15 protein-coding genes are annotated in these 15,057 nt (G+C 41.6%); 5 read left to right on the top strand and 10 right to left on the bottom strand.

The annotated features are described in order from the left end of the window. Positions 1-74 precede the first annotated feature (74 nt). Together V7K60_RS03055 and V7K60_RS03050 are read left to right on the top strand one after the other, a co-directional pair. A complete protein-coding gene (locus tag V7K60_RS03055; RefSeq protein WP_334922833.1) occupies positions 75-293 on the top strand; it encodes a hypothetical protein in 219 nt (72 codons plus the stop codon). Between the two features lie 290 nt (positions 294-583). After that, complete coding sequence (locus V7K60_RS03050) at positions 584-2,185, top strand: GAF domain-containing sensor histidine kinase (protein WP_334922831.1); 1,602 nt, start codon at positions 584-586, stop codon at positions 2,183-2,185. Positions 2,186-2,605: 420 nt separating this feature from the next. Here V7K60_RS03050 and V7K60_RS03045 read toward each other — a convergent pair whose 3' ends face one another. From V7K60_RS03045 to V7K60_RS03035, 3 genes are all read right to left on the bottom strand, one after another. Beyond that, a complete protein-coding gene (locus V7K60_RS03045; RefSeq protein WP_334922830.1) occupies positions 2,606-2,908 on the bottom strand; it encodes a cupin domain-containing protein in 303 nt (100 codons plus the stop codon). Then, the gene (locus tag V7K60_RS03040) at positions 2,905-5,820 is read right to left on the bottom strand and encodes a glycerol-3-phosphate acyltransferase (RefSeq protein WP_334922828.1); all 2,916 of its coding nucleotides are present in this window, start codon (positions 5,818-5,820) and stop codon (positions 2,905-2,907) included. The genes V7K60_RS03045 and V7K60_RS03040 overlap by 4 nt, the downstream gene beginning before the upstream one ends. A gap of 341 nt (positions 5,821-6,161) precedes the next feature. Beyond that, entirely contained in the window at positions 6,162-6,302 is a 141-nt protein-coding gene (locus V7K60_RS03035; protein ID WP_190240958.1) for a hypothetical protein, read from the bottom strand. A 280-nt stretch (positions 6,303-6,582) separates the two neighbouring features. Here V7K60_RS03035 and V7K60_RS03030 point away from each other — a divergent pair, with 280 nt between their 5' ends. Further along, a complete protein-coding gene (locus tag V7K60_RS03030; protein ID WP_334922826.1) occupies positions 6,583-7,548 on the top strand; it encodes an SGNH/GDSL hydrolase family protein in 966 nt (321 codons plus the stop codon). Between the two features lie 10 nt (positions 7,549-7,558). On the opposite strand, the gene V7K60_RS03025 is transcribed toward V7K60_RS03030, so the two are convergent. From V7K60_RS03025 to V7K60_RS03015, 3 genes are all read right to left on the bottom strand, one after another. Then, on the bottom strand, positions 7,559-8,452 hold the full coding sequence (locus V7K60_RS03025) for a lysophospholipid acyltransferase family protein (RefSeq protein WP_334922824.1): 894 nt from the start codon (positions 8,450-8,452) through the stop codon (positions 7,559-7,561). 76 nt (positions 8,453-8,528) lie between these two features. Then, positions 8,529-9,152, bottom strand: a complete 624-nt coding sequence (locus V7K60_RS03020) for a class I SAM-dependent methyltransferase (protein ID WP_334922822.1) — start codon at positions 9,150-9,152, stop codon at positions 8,529-8,531. Between the two features lie 48 nt (positions 9,153-9,200). After that, positions 9,201-9,695: an anthrone oxygenase family protein gene (locus tag V7K60_RS03015; RefSeq protein WP_334922821.1), complete on the bottom strand. Its 495-nt coding sequence runs from the start codon at positions 9,693-9,695 to the stop codon at positions 9,201-9,203. A gap of 90 nt (positions 9,696-9,785) precedes the next feature. On the opposite strand from V7K60_RS03015, the gene V7K60_RS03010 reads away from it, so the two are divergent. After that, positions 9,786-10,046 (top strand): hypothetical protein, encoded by a 261-nt coding sequence (locus V7K60_RS03010; RefSeq protein WP_334922819.1) that lies wholly within the window; start codon positions 9,786-9,788, stop codon positions 10,044-10,046. On the opposite strand, the gene V7K60_RS03005 is transcribed toward V7K60_RS03010, so the two are convergent. Both V7K60_RS03005 and V7K60_RS03000 read right to left on the bottom strand, forming a co-directional pair. Next, a complete protein-coding gene (locus V7K60_RS03005; protein WP_334922817.1) occupies positions 10,047-11,717 on the bottom strand; it encodes an alpha-amylase family glycosyl hydrolase in 1,671 nt (556 codons plus the stop codon). Between the two features lie 408 nt (positions 11,718-12,125). Further along, the gene (locus V7K60_RS03000; protein WP_334818069.1) at positions 12,126-12,557 is read right to left on the bottom strand and encodes a nucleoside deaminase; all 432 of its coding nucleotides are present in this window, start codon (positions 12,555-12,557) and stop codon (positions 12,126-12,128) included. 14 nt (positions 12,558-12,571) lie between these two features. Between V7K60_RS03000 and V7K60_RS02995 the strand changes: the two genes are divergently transcribed. Beyond that, entirely contained in the window at positions 12,572-13,495 is a 924-nt protein-coding gene (locus tag V7K60_RS02995) for a nucleoside hydrolase (RefSeq protein WP_334922815.1), read from the top strand. Positions 13,496-13,525: 30 nt separating this feature from the next. Here the strand turns inward: V7K60_RS02995 and V7K60_RS02990 are convergent, their stop codons facing one another. Beyond that, a complete protein-coding gene (locus V7K60_RS02990; RefSeq protein WP_334922814.1) occupies positions 13,526-13,786 on the bottom strand; it encodes a hypothetical protein in 261 nt (86 codons plus the stop codon). A gap of 24 nt (positions 13,787-13,810) precedes the next feature. Continuing rightward, positions 13,811-15,046 carry a TIR domain-containing protein gene (locus V7K60_RS02985; RefSeq protein ID WP_334922812.1) on the bottom strand — a complete coding sequence of 412 codons (1,236 nt, stop codon included), beginning with the start codon at positions 15,044-15,046 and terminating at the stop codon, positions 13,811-13,813. Positions 15,047-15,057: the final 11 nt, after the last annotated feature.

Raw genomic sequence — 15,057 nt, 5'->3', positions numbered from 1 at the left:
GCACTTTTGCAAGAGGTCTAATAACCACTGTCAGGTTGGGAATGGCATCTTATGGGTACTAAGAACCGGGGCAGGTGGCGGGATCTACCAGAACGTTACCGAAAGTGGGAAAGCGTAGCAACAGGTTTTATCGGTGGCAAAAAGCCGCAGTCTGGAACAAACTCTTAGAACACCTGCAAGCGATCGCCTCAAGCTTGCGGGCGCGTAACGCCTACAGCGCCACAGAGCCATACTACATATATATGAATGCGTGTTTACCACGTTGCCGCCCATTTTTACGAATGTTAAGTTAATGCACATCTTGGACATTTCATACAGTGTGCCCAACTGCGGTGTAGGTCAAACAGCACTCCCGCTACATCAAAGGTGGGATAGCACTTGTATTTTTAACAAAAATTCCATACTTGCTACAACTGGTCAAAATTTAAATTGATTGCTCAAAAATTTGAAGACAGATGCTCCTAAGATGACTTTATAATATCAGCTAAAAATATCATTTGTTCATAAAGAATTTAAGCAGAATTTAGGAATTCTTTTTAAATCTCATACTAGACTGGTTGTTAATTATTTGAGATTATTAAAAATGGTGTCACAACCCCAAAAATCCTTAGAAAAAGCTAGTTCCCCGTCTGTAGAACTATTACAAATAGAAGCACGAGTCAAAGCAGCGGAATCCCACAAAATTGTCGCTATCACCGTCGAGAAAATTCGTCAATCTCTTGACTTAGAATATATTTTCCAGACAACCACTCAAGAAATCAAGCAATTGTTAAACTCTGACCGCGTGGTTTTATATCGTTTCAATCCCGATTGGAGCGGAACATTTGTGGCTGAATCCTTAGCACAAGGGTGGTTACCTCTGATTCAGCAGCAGGTGCATCAACCAGAATTAGTAGAAAATGTCAGTGAATGTAGCTTGAAAAATTTATCTATTCCTCCAATTGTGGATACTTACTTACAAGATACACAGGGAGGACGCTTTTCTAAAAATGAAACGTATCGCGTTTGTTACGATATTTATAGTGCTGGCTTCAGTAAGTGCTACCTCAAAATTCTAGAGCAATGTCAGGCAAGAGCTTATGTAATTACCGCTATTTATCAAAGTCAACAACTTTGGGGACTGCTGGCGGTTTACCAGAACGATGGCCCTCGAGAATGGCAAACAGATGAAGTATATATACTGACCCAAATTGCTTCTCAGCTAGGTGTAGGATTACAGCAGGCAGAATTACTCAAACAAACTCGAAGTCAAAAGGAAGAACTCGCCACAACTCTCAAAGACTTACAGCAGGCTCAAGCTCAGTTAGTTCAAAGTGAGAAAATGGCTAGTTTGGGGCAACTAGTAGCTGGAATTGCCCATGAAATTAACAACCCAGTTAGCTTTATTTATGGCAACCTGAAACCGGCTGATGAATACACCCAAAATTTATTTTCACTGTTAGATCTCTACCAAAAACATTATCCCCAATCAGTCAAGGCAATTGAGGAGTTTGCAAATCTAATTGAACTAGATTTCTTAAGGTCAGACTTTCCCAAATTATTCAAATCAATGATGATGGGAGCGGAACGGATTCGAGAGATTGTACTTTCCCTGCGAACCTTCTCGCGCTTAGACGAAGCTGAAATGAAAGCGGTTGATATCCATGAGGGAATTGATAGTACGATGATGATCATCCAAAACCGCCTCAAGGCTACTGACCAGCGCCCGCAAATTGAGGTGATCAAAGAATACGACAATCTCCCCTTGATTGAATGTTATGCTGGGCAGTTAAACCAAGTATTTCTGAATATTTTAGTAAATGCGATCGATGCTTTAGAAGATTCAGTAGTTAGAGGTCGATGGGCAACAAAAAAACAAATAAAAATAGATAATCCCCGAATTTATATTCGCACCCAACTACTAGCGCCAAATCAAGTCACAATTCGCATTGCCGACAACGGACTGGGAATACCAGAAGATGCGTTAAAGCAAGTATTTAATCCCTTTTTTACAACCAAGCCCGTTGGACAAGGTACGGGGATGGGACTGGCTATTAGTTACCAAATTATCACACAAAGACATAGCGGTTCTTTAGAATGCATTTCGCAACCAGGAGTTGGTGCTGAGTTTATTATTTGCATTCCCCTGATTCAACAAGGTATTGATGCACCACACTCTCTTTCCATTCTTGAGAACAATACTTAATTTAGATGACTTTCAGCCTTAACCCAAGCGTATTGGCTTTTCAAGGGCATTCCATAATTTCAGCTTAGAATTACCACAGGGCAATACGACTGTATAAATCTTCTCATGCATTGCAGCGATCGCCTAAATGGCACTGTGCCCTGAGTACGTTTCCCTTTGGGGTTGCATGACGGCATCACGCTCCACTCCCGTCCCCAAGAAGCAATCTACACCCAGACAAACAGCAAAATGTCTTAGATTTCTCTACAAATTTGCTCTATCTTGGGAGATCCTAACCTTTATCTCCCCCTAAACTTCTTATGGATATGCGCTGAATCATCAAAAAAACTGAAAAGCTCCTAATCAAGAAAACAGACGCAACCCCAATAGAAGAATCTACTGTTGGCTTCTCTAACTTTTCATAAAATTTATCAATCCCGGCTAAACCACATCACTATTGACAACTTCATGTAGTTCTCTTGGTTCGATCGCCATGCAGTTAAGAGGAAGCAACGGGTATTTTGTACCATCAATATGAATTACTCCCGAACCAGCTTCTACAAAGAATACTTCGCATATATCTTGATGTGCGTGTGCTGGTGCGGTTTGTCCAGGAGCAAAACGTGCTTGAGAAAAGTTAGTTAGGTGAGGTAAATCGCCGAAGCGTAACATCACCTTTTTCTTAATTTCGGCATTGTGAGAAACCGACTCTTCAAGCAAGTCTTTCAGGGAAGTGGTAATCATTCGGGTCTTAAATCGTTAGATAATTCCACAATACCCCTAGACCCATCAATCCTGACTCGTTGACCATCTTGCAGGAGCCATGTAGCACCTCGAACATCCATCACTGCGGGAATTCCATACTCACGAGCAACGATCGCACCGTGAGAAAGCCTTCCACCAGCTTCGGCAATTAATCCTCCAGCCCTTAATAACAAAGGGGCCCAGCCGGAATCTGTATAAGGCACTACCAGAATCGTATCTCGATTAATTTCTGGCACGTCTTGTAAATTTCGCAACACCTTCACCCTACCTTCGGCTTGCCCATGACTGGCTCCAATACCTTGTAAAATTTGGTCAGAGTAGAGTTCAGAGGGAGCTAACGGGTGAGGAGGTGTATGGCCGTAGACTAAAAGAGGTATTTGAATAATCTCGCTATCTTGCAGAAATTGCGATCGCCTAAATTCTACTAACTCATCTAACTGCTCTATTAAGCTGGAATTTTCATCCCCAACTAGACGCCGCACTTCATCAAAGTTGAGAAAAAAGATATCGCCTGTTTGCCTCAGTAAACCAGACTCTAACCAAATCTTCTCTAAAGCCACAAAACTCCAACGCAATTCAGCCAAAAGTCGTGAATAAACTTCGGTGACTCGTCCTTTGATATCCACGCGCCGTTGCACAAAAGAGCGTTTGCGCTTACCAGCAAAGATACTATTAATTGCGTCTTTAGCACCTGCTTGTGGTTCATTCCCTTGCATTAACTGCACAAACATCTGCTTAATCATCTGGGGATTTTCCCGCCAAGTGGGAACGGAGATGTCGGTTCCTACTTCACTTAAGTAGCCGTAATCTTGAAGCAATTCGTTAAATTCTTGAAGGATCTTCTCTCCTTCGGGGGTTTGCTTTAATTGTTCAAATACTTGCTGTGGCTCAAACTCAACCAATACCTGCTTGGCATCTGTAGCGATTGCACTGAGCGATCGCAATGCCGCTACCTCTGGGGTGACACTATGATCGATTTGTCTATCCTTTACCCGAAAAATTGCCTGTCTCAGGGCGGCACTCAAGGGAGCTAAAATGCTGTAATACGTCCCATGACGCAGCAACTCCAGAATAAAATCAATTCTTACCAACAGCTTCGCTGGTTCAAAGTTATCTATATCTTCTGGCGCCAACTGCGACAACCCAGGAATGAACCGTTTGTGATAATCTTCCTTGAAGTCCTTTTCTAAATTTAATTCCCGCTTCAGCAACTTCCCTAGTCCTGGCAAATTTTCCCAAGTTGACTGCAAGGACGGCTTACTTAATTTAGCTCCTCTGGTTAAAAATTCCAGACTTTCGGGCGGCAGTCCCATACGGAGAAAAATGTCTCCTAAGAGGGACGCATTAAAGTAGGCTCTGGAATAATGCAGAGTTGCTGTTTTGGTGAAATCCAACCCCAAGGCGCGTTCACCTAAAACTAAAGTAAAAAATTCTCCCCAAACTCCACAAGTTAAGGGACGATTAATTGACCATGTTAAGGGATGAATTACTCCGGGAATCACTTCAGCAGCGATTTTGCGTGTCCAGATGGGCAACAGAGTGGTGATTGGTCGAGATTGCAACACCCAAAGCGTTTGACCATCGTAACTCCACTCGATATCTTGAGGAGTGCCATGATAACGTTTTTCGAGTCGGTAAGCTAAGTATGCAACTTGTTTGATTAATGATTGTGGTACTCGTCCTTGACCCTCTAATTGTATAGAGTAAGAATTTTCTGTTTCAACGACAAAAGCGCGATATTGCTCTGGTGTGACTTTTCCCGAAACGACTTGCGTCGGGCTGCCTGGAAGGGCTTCAATGATGATCGCATCGCCTTGTTGAGTAATGGGATCGCGGCTGAAAGCAACGCCAGAATATACACTCTGGACTTGTTGTTGAATCAACACAGCCATTGCTGTATCATTTAAGCCGCGATCGCGCCGATATTGGACAGCAGATGGATGATTGTAGGAAGCTTGAACTTGGGCGATCGCTGACTGTAATGCCTCTGGACTAGTAACATTTACAACTGTTTCATACTGTCCAGCAGCAGAAGCGTGTTCTGAGTCTTCTCCAATAGCAGAGGAACGCACTACCAACGGGGATAATTCTGATGGCTGGAGAAATTCTGTCAACCCTTCAGGATTGTCGATGGGGGCTAGTACCCATCCCTTCGGCACTGGATAGCCCCAGCGTTTAATTTGAGATAATGTCGCCGCCTTTTCTCCGACTATGGCAGCATTCAACTCCTCATCTAGAGAAACCATTGTGCGTTGGCGTAGCCCGTCGTAGACATCGCCGCGTAAAAATTCCAACATCGCTTGCGATTCTGTTTGTGCCTCTTGGGCTGGCAGTTTCATATCATCAGGAATTTTGGTATAAATCCAGCCCATTAAACCAGCTAAGGCCACAGCAGCAAATATTCTGGGAATATCGCTTATGTGCAGAAGTGCCACAAACAAAGGAAAAAGCAGTAAAACCCCAAATTTGACTACCTTTCTTGATTGCAGAATTGTAAAAGTAATACCTGCAAAGAAAGATACAAATATCGCTACCAGTGGATCGTGTACGACAAATCCCCAGACAACATTTGTCGTACCTGCTCCTCTGCCTATCCAGTATCTACCGATTACCAGAGCAATCAGGGCAACCAATTCCCAAAACGATCCTTCTGGGAAGAAAATGCGGGTGATTAAGACTGCCACAACTCCTTTTAAAGCTTCTGACAAGACTGCCAGAATTCCGACAATTTTACCGCCATGATAAAACGCAGCCGATACACTAATGTTTCCTGTACCAACTTGTGATAACTGCTTCCGCTTCAGGGCGTAAGTTATCCATGCAATCAGGGGTAATCCGCCCAAAAGGGGGCAGATAATTAAAATAACGAAAACACCCCAAGGTTCAAACATTCTGGATTTTGGATTTTAGATTTAAATTTTCCATCTAAAACCTCAAATCTCAAATCTAAAGTTTTTCTGAAATTTTTGATGGTTATAAAAGGGGCTTTTATCAAAGAGAATTCAAGACTCAGGAGTCAGAATGATGGCTAGAAGATGAACACGAGGTTTAAAAACAACAATCCAAATTATAGATTTTAGAGGTCTACAATCAGCTAGTGGTTTGAATCCCCCAAGGAAAAGCATTCTGGATTCTGGATTCTGTATTCTTCTTCAATTACTAGTTGCTAAATGGACACTTGGCTAAGACGGAAACCGTTTAAGACAAGTGTCCTTCTAGACTACTAATGGTTTTAGTTTAGCGCATAGGCAGCTTGTAGCGCCCAGATGACGAGAGCAGCGATCGATCCCAGAAGCAACACGGTAGAGATAGTGACTACTTTTGGGGAATCTGCTCCCTTAAATTTCATAATTCCGCGATTTAAGTCGGACACAGCTTTGTAATCCTCTGTTGTTGGAGCATGAAATATTTGTCCGTTTTGATTGTAGTCCTTCTCTTTGCGGATGATGTTAAATTCACTTTAAAAATTTAGGAGTGGGAATAAGGGGACAAGGGGACAATGAAAATAACCTTGCCCAATCCCCACTTGCCCTGAGGTTCGCATAGCGTCTCGTAGAGAAGCCGTTCGCGTAGCGTCCCGCAGGGAAGGGATGCCCAATGCCCAATCCCCCAGTATCATTGAAAAGCAACTCAGTATAAGAGGGTGTGAGTAGGTGAAAATAGCACTGAGCGTAATTTTGGCGGTGGTTGTGGGATTGTTTGTGGTAATCGAGATCGGACTGCGATCGCTGTTTGGTTTTGGTAATCCCCTGATTTATATTGGCGATGAGCAGATTGGTTATTTGTTGGCTCCTAACCAACGTACCCGTCGTTTTGGTAATCGCATTGAAATTAATGAATATTCTATGCGAGGTAGTCCGATCAAAAAGCTACCTGCACCTACTGGGCTGCGAATTCTCCTCTTAGGTGATTCTATTGCTAATGGTGGCTGGTGGACAGATCAGACTAATACAATATCTAGTTTGATGATGCGTTCTCTACCATCATCTACTAATAGTAATTATCAGGAAGTAGAAGTGCTAAATGCTTCAGCTAACTCTTGGGGGCCAAGGAATGAATTAGCTTATTTAGAGAAGTTTGGCAATTTTAACGCGCAAGTAGTGGTGTTATTAATTAATACCGATGATTTGTTTGCAACTCCTCCTACTTCTTTGCCAGTCGGACGCGATCGCAATTATCCCGATCGTAAACCTCCCCTGGCATTAGTGGAAGTGTGGCAGCGTTATATCGTCAAGCAAAAGCCAATTCCTGAACTGCAAGCAGTGCAAAATGAGCCAGGCGATCGCGTGGGGATTAATCTGGAGGCGATCGCTAAAATTCAAGCCTTGACTCGCCAAACCAACAGCAAATTTCTGCTGGTGATGACTCCCTTATTACGAGAAATTGGTGAACCAGGCCCCCGCGATTACGAAATCAAAGCACGTCAGCGCTTGAGCGATTTTACCAAAGTACAGCAAATTCACTATATAGATTTTTTACCGAGTTTCAATTCAACTACCAACCCGCAAGGTTTGTTTCACGACCACATTCACCTCAACTTGCAAGGTAATAAATTTGTCAGTGAAGTTATGGAGCGATCGCTTTTGGAAATACTAGGGGAGGCGTCACTTCATCACTAATATTCGTGTTTTAGCTAGATTTCTGAGTATCTCTAACCAAATTATTTAACTCTTCCTGCATTTGACTCTGAACTATTTCATAACAAGCATTCACATAGTTGCGATCTCTAGCTGCATCTCGACCATATCTTTCAAAAGTAATTGGATGACAGACGCGAGTGTGAATCTGCACAGGTAGAGGAATATTTGGCAGAGGGCCAATAGACAAGCCCCAAGGCAAACCTAAGTAAATTGGGAAAACTCCAGGGTCTATTTGATATAACCACGGCAATCCCCACTGATGCAATTGTTTGACGAAATCATAGCAATCACATAAAACTATCAAGCTATCATGAGCGCCTACAGAGATTACAGGAATAATCGGAACTTCTTGTTTTAAAGCCAGTTTGACAAAGCCCTGATGACCAGCAAAATGTATTTTATGGCGTTGGCTATGAGGACGAAACATATCATATTGTCCTCCAGGATATACCAGAACGCTAGCACCTCGATCAAAAGCCGCACTAGCCATTTTGGGATGTGCAACAATTGCTCCGAATTTCTGGGCTAATCCGGCTATTTCTGGACTGACTTTCCAAGCGTAAGGGTGCATTAGACCATACACCAAACGCTCGGTTCCAAATCTAGAAAACCAATCGTACATCATCATTATTAAATCTGGAGAAGCCATGCCCCCATTATGAGAGCCAACCAGTAGTACTTTCCCTGTTGTTGGTATATGATGCCATCCATCAGTTTTTACTTGAAAGTAATAACGGTAAAACCATTCCCATACAGGCATCAGTAATTCAATAAACTGAGCATCTCGCTGTGTTAATGAATGATGAATCTTTTTCGATAATTCTGATGTTAAGCAATTGCCAGCGCTGACAGAAATTTTCTCTATCTGTTTTGGAAATTCCATAATTAGTCGTCCATCTTCCGTCACTCTTGCAAGTATCTCTGCAACTGCTCTAAATTTCAATGCCCCAAAAATTTCTTCACTTTCTCAACAAGATTGATACTAGTCTTGGTGGTTTATTTTTATCTTGTTCATGCCACCATTCTTTGAAGTCCTCAAGTAGGAAGCCATGAACTTTCGCTGTGTTAAAAAAGTCTGATAAATGATGTACAAATGCAGTAATTTCAATGAACTCTTGCTGTCTTTGAAAATTAGCTTTTATTCCTTGATATTGCTTAAATGGATGAAGCTCACAGATAAAAAAGTATCCTCCTTTGACTAATACACGAAATGCTTCTGAAAATATCAAGCTGAGGTCTTCGATATGTTCTAGAACAAGATTACAAGTGACCAAATCGGCAGACTGATTGCGACAAGTCCATTGCTTGGTAATGTCTTCTGTAATAAACACCACATTAGCTGACCTCACTTTCTCTTTCGCCTTTTCGATCATCTGTGTTGAAAAATCGATCGCATAAACTTTCAGAGCAATTTGTGAAAGCAAAAGCGTATTTTTACCTGTGCCACAGCCAATTTCCACGACTGATTTACACCTCAAACCCATCAAGGTTTCTCTGGTGACGGTTTGATCGAGATCGCGCGTCAGATTTTCGTCAGCATCGTATGTGGCTGACCAATTATCGTATGCTGCTTGAATACTCATATAGCTTCATTTTACCGAGCAAAGGGGTATCATACATATTCATCATTTCTATCTCACCGTGCGATCGCACAGTGCAAGCGTCAGTGCTGCTGCAAGTGCCGCTATTGTCCGAACGTGGTTCCAAAACGTCCAATTAGTCAGGTATTTAGCCCATAGGTTCGCGCCTTCAGTGCTATCCGGTTTAGCGATCGCTAACGCATCATTTAGCGGCACATTGAATGCGATCGTCACTAGAACGGTGCCAATGAGATAAAGCAGGCTACCGATAAGCAAGTAGGCAGCACCAGGTTGATGCCACTTTAACACCGAGGAAACCGCTAGAAAAATGCAAGCCACAGCCGTTCCAAAGAGTGCCAACATGAACAACGGATTGATCGCGGTGATATTGATAGATTGCATGGCGATAATGCCCTCCTTTGGCTGGAGTCGTGCAAGGGCATTCATCACGAAAGTCGAGAAGGCAAAGAAGACACCAGCCACCAGCCCGCAGCCTAGTGCTGTAAAAAGCGTCAAAGGGAAGCGCAAATTTTCAATAATTACCATAAAGCCTCCTGTTAATTACTGCCCAACGCCTTATTCGCAGATAGTGTTATGTCACAATACGCTTGGGTTAAGGGTTATTGGTGTAGATGATTGGTTTTTCAAGACGCGATAAATCGCGTCTCTACATCTGGGTTTTGGGCTTATCCGATCGGACATGATATTATTTTATTTGCTATTGCTCCCACAACCACTCTTATTACTTTGTTGCGACGCAAGCAGTTTGTTTTACAAGTGATGGCTGCGCCAACACCTCCGGTGAACGCACTACCTCAACAATGTATTTACAAACTTTTGACACCTACGATCCACAGACTACATTGCTGTAAATCTGCTAGACAACTAGCGAGATAATTACTGCAAAACAAATATTTTAGCTGTATAGCTTGGCAAGTCAGTGACTAAACTATCCTCTCCAGATTTCACTTCTTGATTACTAACCCAATCTCGCCAATACTCAGCAGTTGGGAAGTCTGAAATTTTATATTGATTTAGATTTTGATCGGAAAAATTTACCACGACGACGACATGAGAATTATGCTCATCCCAACGGGTGTAAGCCAGCACTTTCTCAGTTGCATTTTCGTAGAAAAACTTAATATTGTCACTTTGCAAAGCTGGAGTTTGCTGGCGTAGAGCAATCAGCTTTTGATAATATTCAAATAAATCATGATTTTGGTCGCTTGACAATAAAGACCAATTAATCTTGCACGGCTTAGTCACATCTTCGCTTTTTTGCTGATATTCGCCAAACTCTTCTCCCATCCACAACATCGGTATACCCATCGCTGTCATTAACAGAGCAGCTGCTAACTTAGCTCGTTCAAATGCGGCTGCGTCAAAGATGCCGCAATTGCCTAATTCTCGTAATACACGTTCGCGATCGTGGGTTGCCAAATAATTAATTACATTGGTAGCAATCGCATAACCCTGCTGTTTAGGATCTAAAATCTGCTTGAGTTGTTCTAATTCAAATGATTTTCCACAAATATATGGAATTAGAAAGTACCGAAAACTCTCATGCCAACAAGCATCTAATGGGCCATCTGGCTGGACTACAGTGTTTGTATCGGGAATGTGTTCAGCAATGTTATAAAACTGTTTGGGTGCAGCATAGTTTTTCGCTTGTTTAGTCAGCCAGTTGAGAAATTCAAAGTTAGCCAATTGCCGCACTGCATCAAAGCGAATTCCATCAATGTGATACTCCTGAATCCAAAATTTTACCACATCGCCGATGTATTCCCATGCAGGCTTAATATTTAAGTTTTTGTCGTAATTATCATAGTTAAACTCTGGCCCCCAGTAATTATCTGGGTCTTCAGGATAATGCTTGTGTTCGTAATACCAGTAATTTCGGTCAATTAGTATTAAAGGGCATTCCTCATCTGTGTGATTATAAATTCCATCCATCAAGACGCGAATGCCTCTACCATGACACTCGTCAATCAACCGCTTTAAATCTTCTGTTGAACCGTAACTAGATTCTGTAGCAAAGAAGTGGCGAACTTTATAGCCCCAGTTATAATCACCAGGGTACTCATTAACTGGCATTAATTCAATTGCATTAATTCCCAATTCGCAAAGATAATCTAACTTAGCAATTATTCCTAAATATTTGCCTCGTTTGTCAGACTCAACTTCATCACCAGTAAAATCGGCAACGTGCATTTCATATATGACTAATTCCCGGTTATCAGGCAACGGCATTTCGTCGTGTTGCCAAAGGTAAGTATCAACAATGCGTTGCCCATCTTGAATGCGTACTATGCCGTATTTTTCTATTTCATTAACATCTGTTGCTTTGGGATCAATGATATCTATCCATTCATCAGGTGCAAAATTTGAACTTTTGGTTTGAATGCGAAATTTATATTGATAAACGCCGTCTTCCAGTTTGATTTTGGTGCGAAAATACCCATCTTCACCTTTTGACATTGGAATTTCTTTCCAATCAGAAAAAGACCCAATTAAAGCTGCTCCTTTGTTGTGAGGAGCAAATAATGTAAATTCAGTTAATTTTGCCATTTTCACACGTTTAAATTTTAGCTAGTTACAGTCACTAAAATTATTGTGTAATATAAAAAAATTTGCAGCTTCTTTCTTAAGTATTATCAATATTTTCCTAATATGCTGGACTTCAACCAGATATTGCGATCGTTATGATGTTAGGGGTGCAATCACTATCTAAATCATAACTAATTATGCGGACATGATATGATAGTTTTGCTCAATTGTCTCTGGGGTTTCGTTCTCAAAAGCCATTCCATGCGTTCTGGGATTAAATGTCTATTCAAAGACAGTAAACGCAGTGACTTTTCCTAGCATCACATTACTCTATCTACTGGCTGATTTTAAAATACCTACCCTTGAAAGGTGAATAGTGGGGAGTAGGGGAGGATAATTAATGACAAATGACAAATGCCCAACCAATGACTATTTACCAATATCTTCATTCCAAAGTTCGGGGTTAGTTTCAATAAACTCACTCATCATTTGTTCGCATTGGTCAAGATTAAGATCAATTACGTCCACACCGTGAGATACCATAAATTCTTTAGCACCAGGAAAAGTTCTAGATTCTCCAGCGATGACTTTTTTAATGCCAAATTGTACCACTGCCCCAGCGCATAGGTAACACGGCATCAAAGTTGAATAGAGTGTTGTACCTCTATAACTGCCAACTCTTCCAGCATTGCGGAGACAATCAATTTCGGCGTGGGTAACAGGATCACCGTCTTGCACGCGTTTATTGTGTCCTCTGCCGAGAATTTTGCCATCCTTGACGAGAACCGAACCAATGGGAATTCCACCTTCTTGTCTGCCTTGTTTTGCTTCTTGAATTGCAACTTCCATAAACTCATCCATATAATTCTCCTTTTATGACAAAACAACTTGTATTAATGGATCACGATGGCGGTGTAGATGATTATCTAGCAACTATGCTGCTGTTGACGATGGATCATATTGAACTCCTTGGTATTGTCGTCACTCCAGCAGATTGTTACGTTCAACCGGCTGTTAGCGCCACACGTAAAATTATAGATTTGATGGGATTTTCTCATATCCCGGTAGCAGAAAGTACTGTGCGCGGGATCAATCCATTTCCTACTCTCTATCGCCGTGATTCGTTTATCGTTGACCATCTCCCCATTCTCAATCAAAGGGAAACCATCACTACGCCATTGGTTGCCGAAACAGGTCAAGATTTCATGATACAGGTGTTACGGGAGGCATCAAGCCCTGTAACGTTGATGGTAACTGGGCCATTGACCACGGTTGCAGTAGCTTTGGACAAAGCACCAGACATTGAAGCAAAGATTCACAAGATTGTGTGGATGGGGGGTGCGTTGAATGTTGGTGGCAATGTGGAAAAAAGCCTGGAAGCAGGACAAGATGGTTCCGCCGAATGGAATGTTTATTGGGATGCAGTTTCAGCAGCGCGGGTATGGCAAACCCAAATTGAAATTATTATGTGTCCTTTGGATTTAACTAACAATGTCCCAGTTACATCGGAGTTAATATACAAAATGGGACGACAACGGCACTATCCTATCTCTGATTTAGCCGGACAATGTTATGCACTGGTTGTCACTCAAGATTATTATTTTTGGGATGTCTTAGCAACAGCTTATCTGGGACATCCAGAATTTTATCAACTGCGCGAATGGGAAACAGAAGTTATCACCACTGGTCTTAGTCAGGGGCGTACTAAAGTAGTTACTGGTGGTCGAAAAATTTCTGCGATGGATAAAGTCGATAAAGAGGCTTTTTACGCTTATATCTTGCAGGAATGGGCAAGATAAAAAAACTGAAAAATTAGGTGGCGTGGATGCTCAAAGTTTTGCCTGCACAACAAAATCCTCAGCTTGTCTGATTCGCTCCCAATTAATGGCAGCAACCCATAACTTCTCCTCTTCGGAGAACTGCACCACTCCATCAACTTCCAAATCCTCGCTATATATCGTCAGTAACTGCCCATCTCGTAGCTCAATACTCTGATTTGCTAAGTCTTCGATTGTACCAATACAGTTCAAATGCAAACGCCCTTTAGCATTAGCATTATGGAAATCTGCAAAAACTCTAGGGGTAATCATTCTAGGCGATCCAAACTATAACTGCTATTTAAATGTCGCCATTAAGTAAAGAAGTTTGTCATTAAAATGAAGATCCTGTAATTCAGGAGGTGGAGGAACAAGCGGTGGCCCTTCTATGATTACAGGAATAATTTCGGGGGAACGCAATCCATCAGAACCTTGTCGCTCAAGAGCATACAATACTTCTTTAAGCACCCACGGCGATTCTTTAGCAGCAGTAGACCAAAATAGTAGGAAGAGATCACACTCATCAATGTTGCGATAAAGTTCTTGCTCCCAGCGATCGCCAGGTTCTAAATTAAGGATATCTTGAAAAACTGTAATACCACTTACAGCTAGTCCCTGCACCCTTTTAAGAACTTCTATCCGATCTTTAGAAGAGTAAGATACGAATGCTTTTCTATAATGTCGAGCAACTTCTCCTACTAGCTGAGAGTCTTTGGATGTAGAAGATACAGAAGGAATAATCGATAACTTGAATTTTAGATGACCAAGGGGAATTGTATTTTGGCTTACAGTAACAGTTCCAATGACTGTTTTCTGAGTGATATCAGCAGGAACCGAGACCCCAAATTGAATAGAATCTGCTCTACCATTCCAACTCAACTTTTGAATTGGATCATCTACTTCTAGTTTTGGAATGGACAGGTTAAAAGTTAGTTCACTTCCCCGTTTAATAGGTAATCCTAAACTTCTTGCTCCTAACTGTTTAGCATCAGGATCAAATTGTTGAGCATTCTGTTTGGCAAATTCAATTTGTTCAGGAAGATGAACAAAGACTTGGACGAGGAACATATCGTCTGGAGTTACAGAAGCAGGACTGAAAACACTACAATCGACCAAATCTTTCGTTATATCGACAGGTTGTAAAGATCGTTCTTGAATAGCTGGGGTTTCTTGTAGCTGCGCTTTTAACCGCTTAATAACTTCTTCAACCTCGATACCGCCAAAATCCGAACGAAAATCAGCATAAGACTCGATATTATCATTACCTACAAAAATAGAACCGATATTGGCATTCTCATAATAATAACTTAGATAATCAGATATCTCAATATACTCCTTACGGACAAACCATGTATCTTTGCCATTAATAGAGTTTTTCAAGATAATTCTGTAATATTCTTTCTCCTCAGTATAAGAAATAACCTTTAAGACACTTTTGACTGGAATGAGAAGTTTTTCATCTTCAGCTAGTTCCGCTAACTTACTTGGGCGAACTTTGAGGAAAGTATCAGAAGTTACTAGAAAAACAAACATAATTAACCCTT

Source organism: Nostoc sp. (assembly GCF_036917555.1).
In the GTDB taxonomy this organism is placed as follows: Bacteria; Cyanobacteriota; Cyanobacteriia; order Cyanobacteriales; family Nostocaceae; genus Nostoc.
The sequence above is the reverse complement of the archived record's forward strand: the minus strand, read 5'-3'. Positions and strand labels throughout refer to the sequence as shown.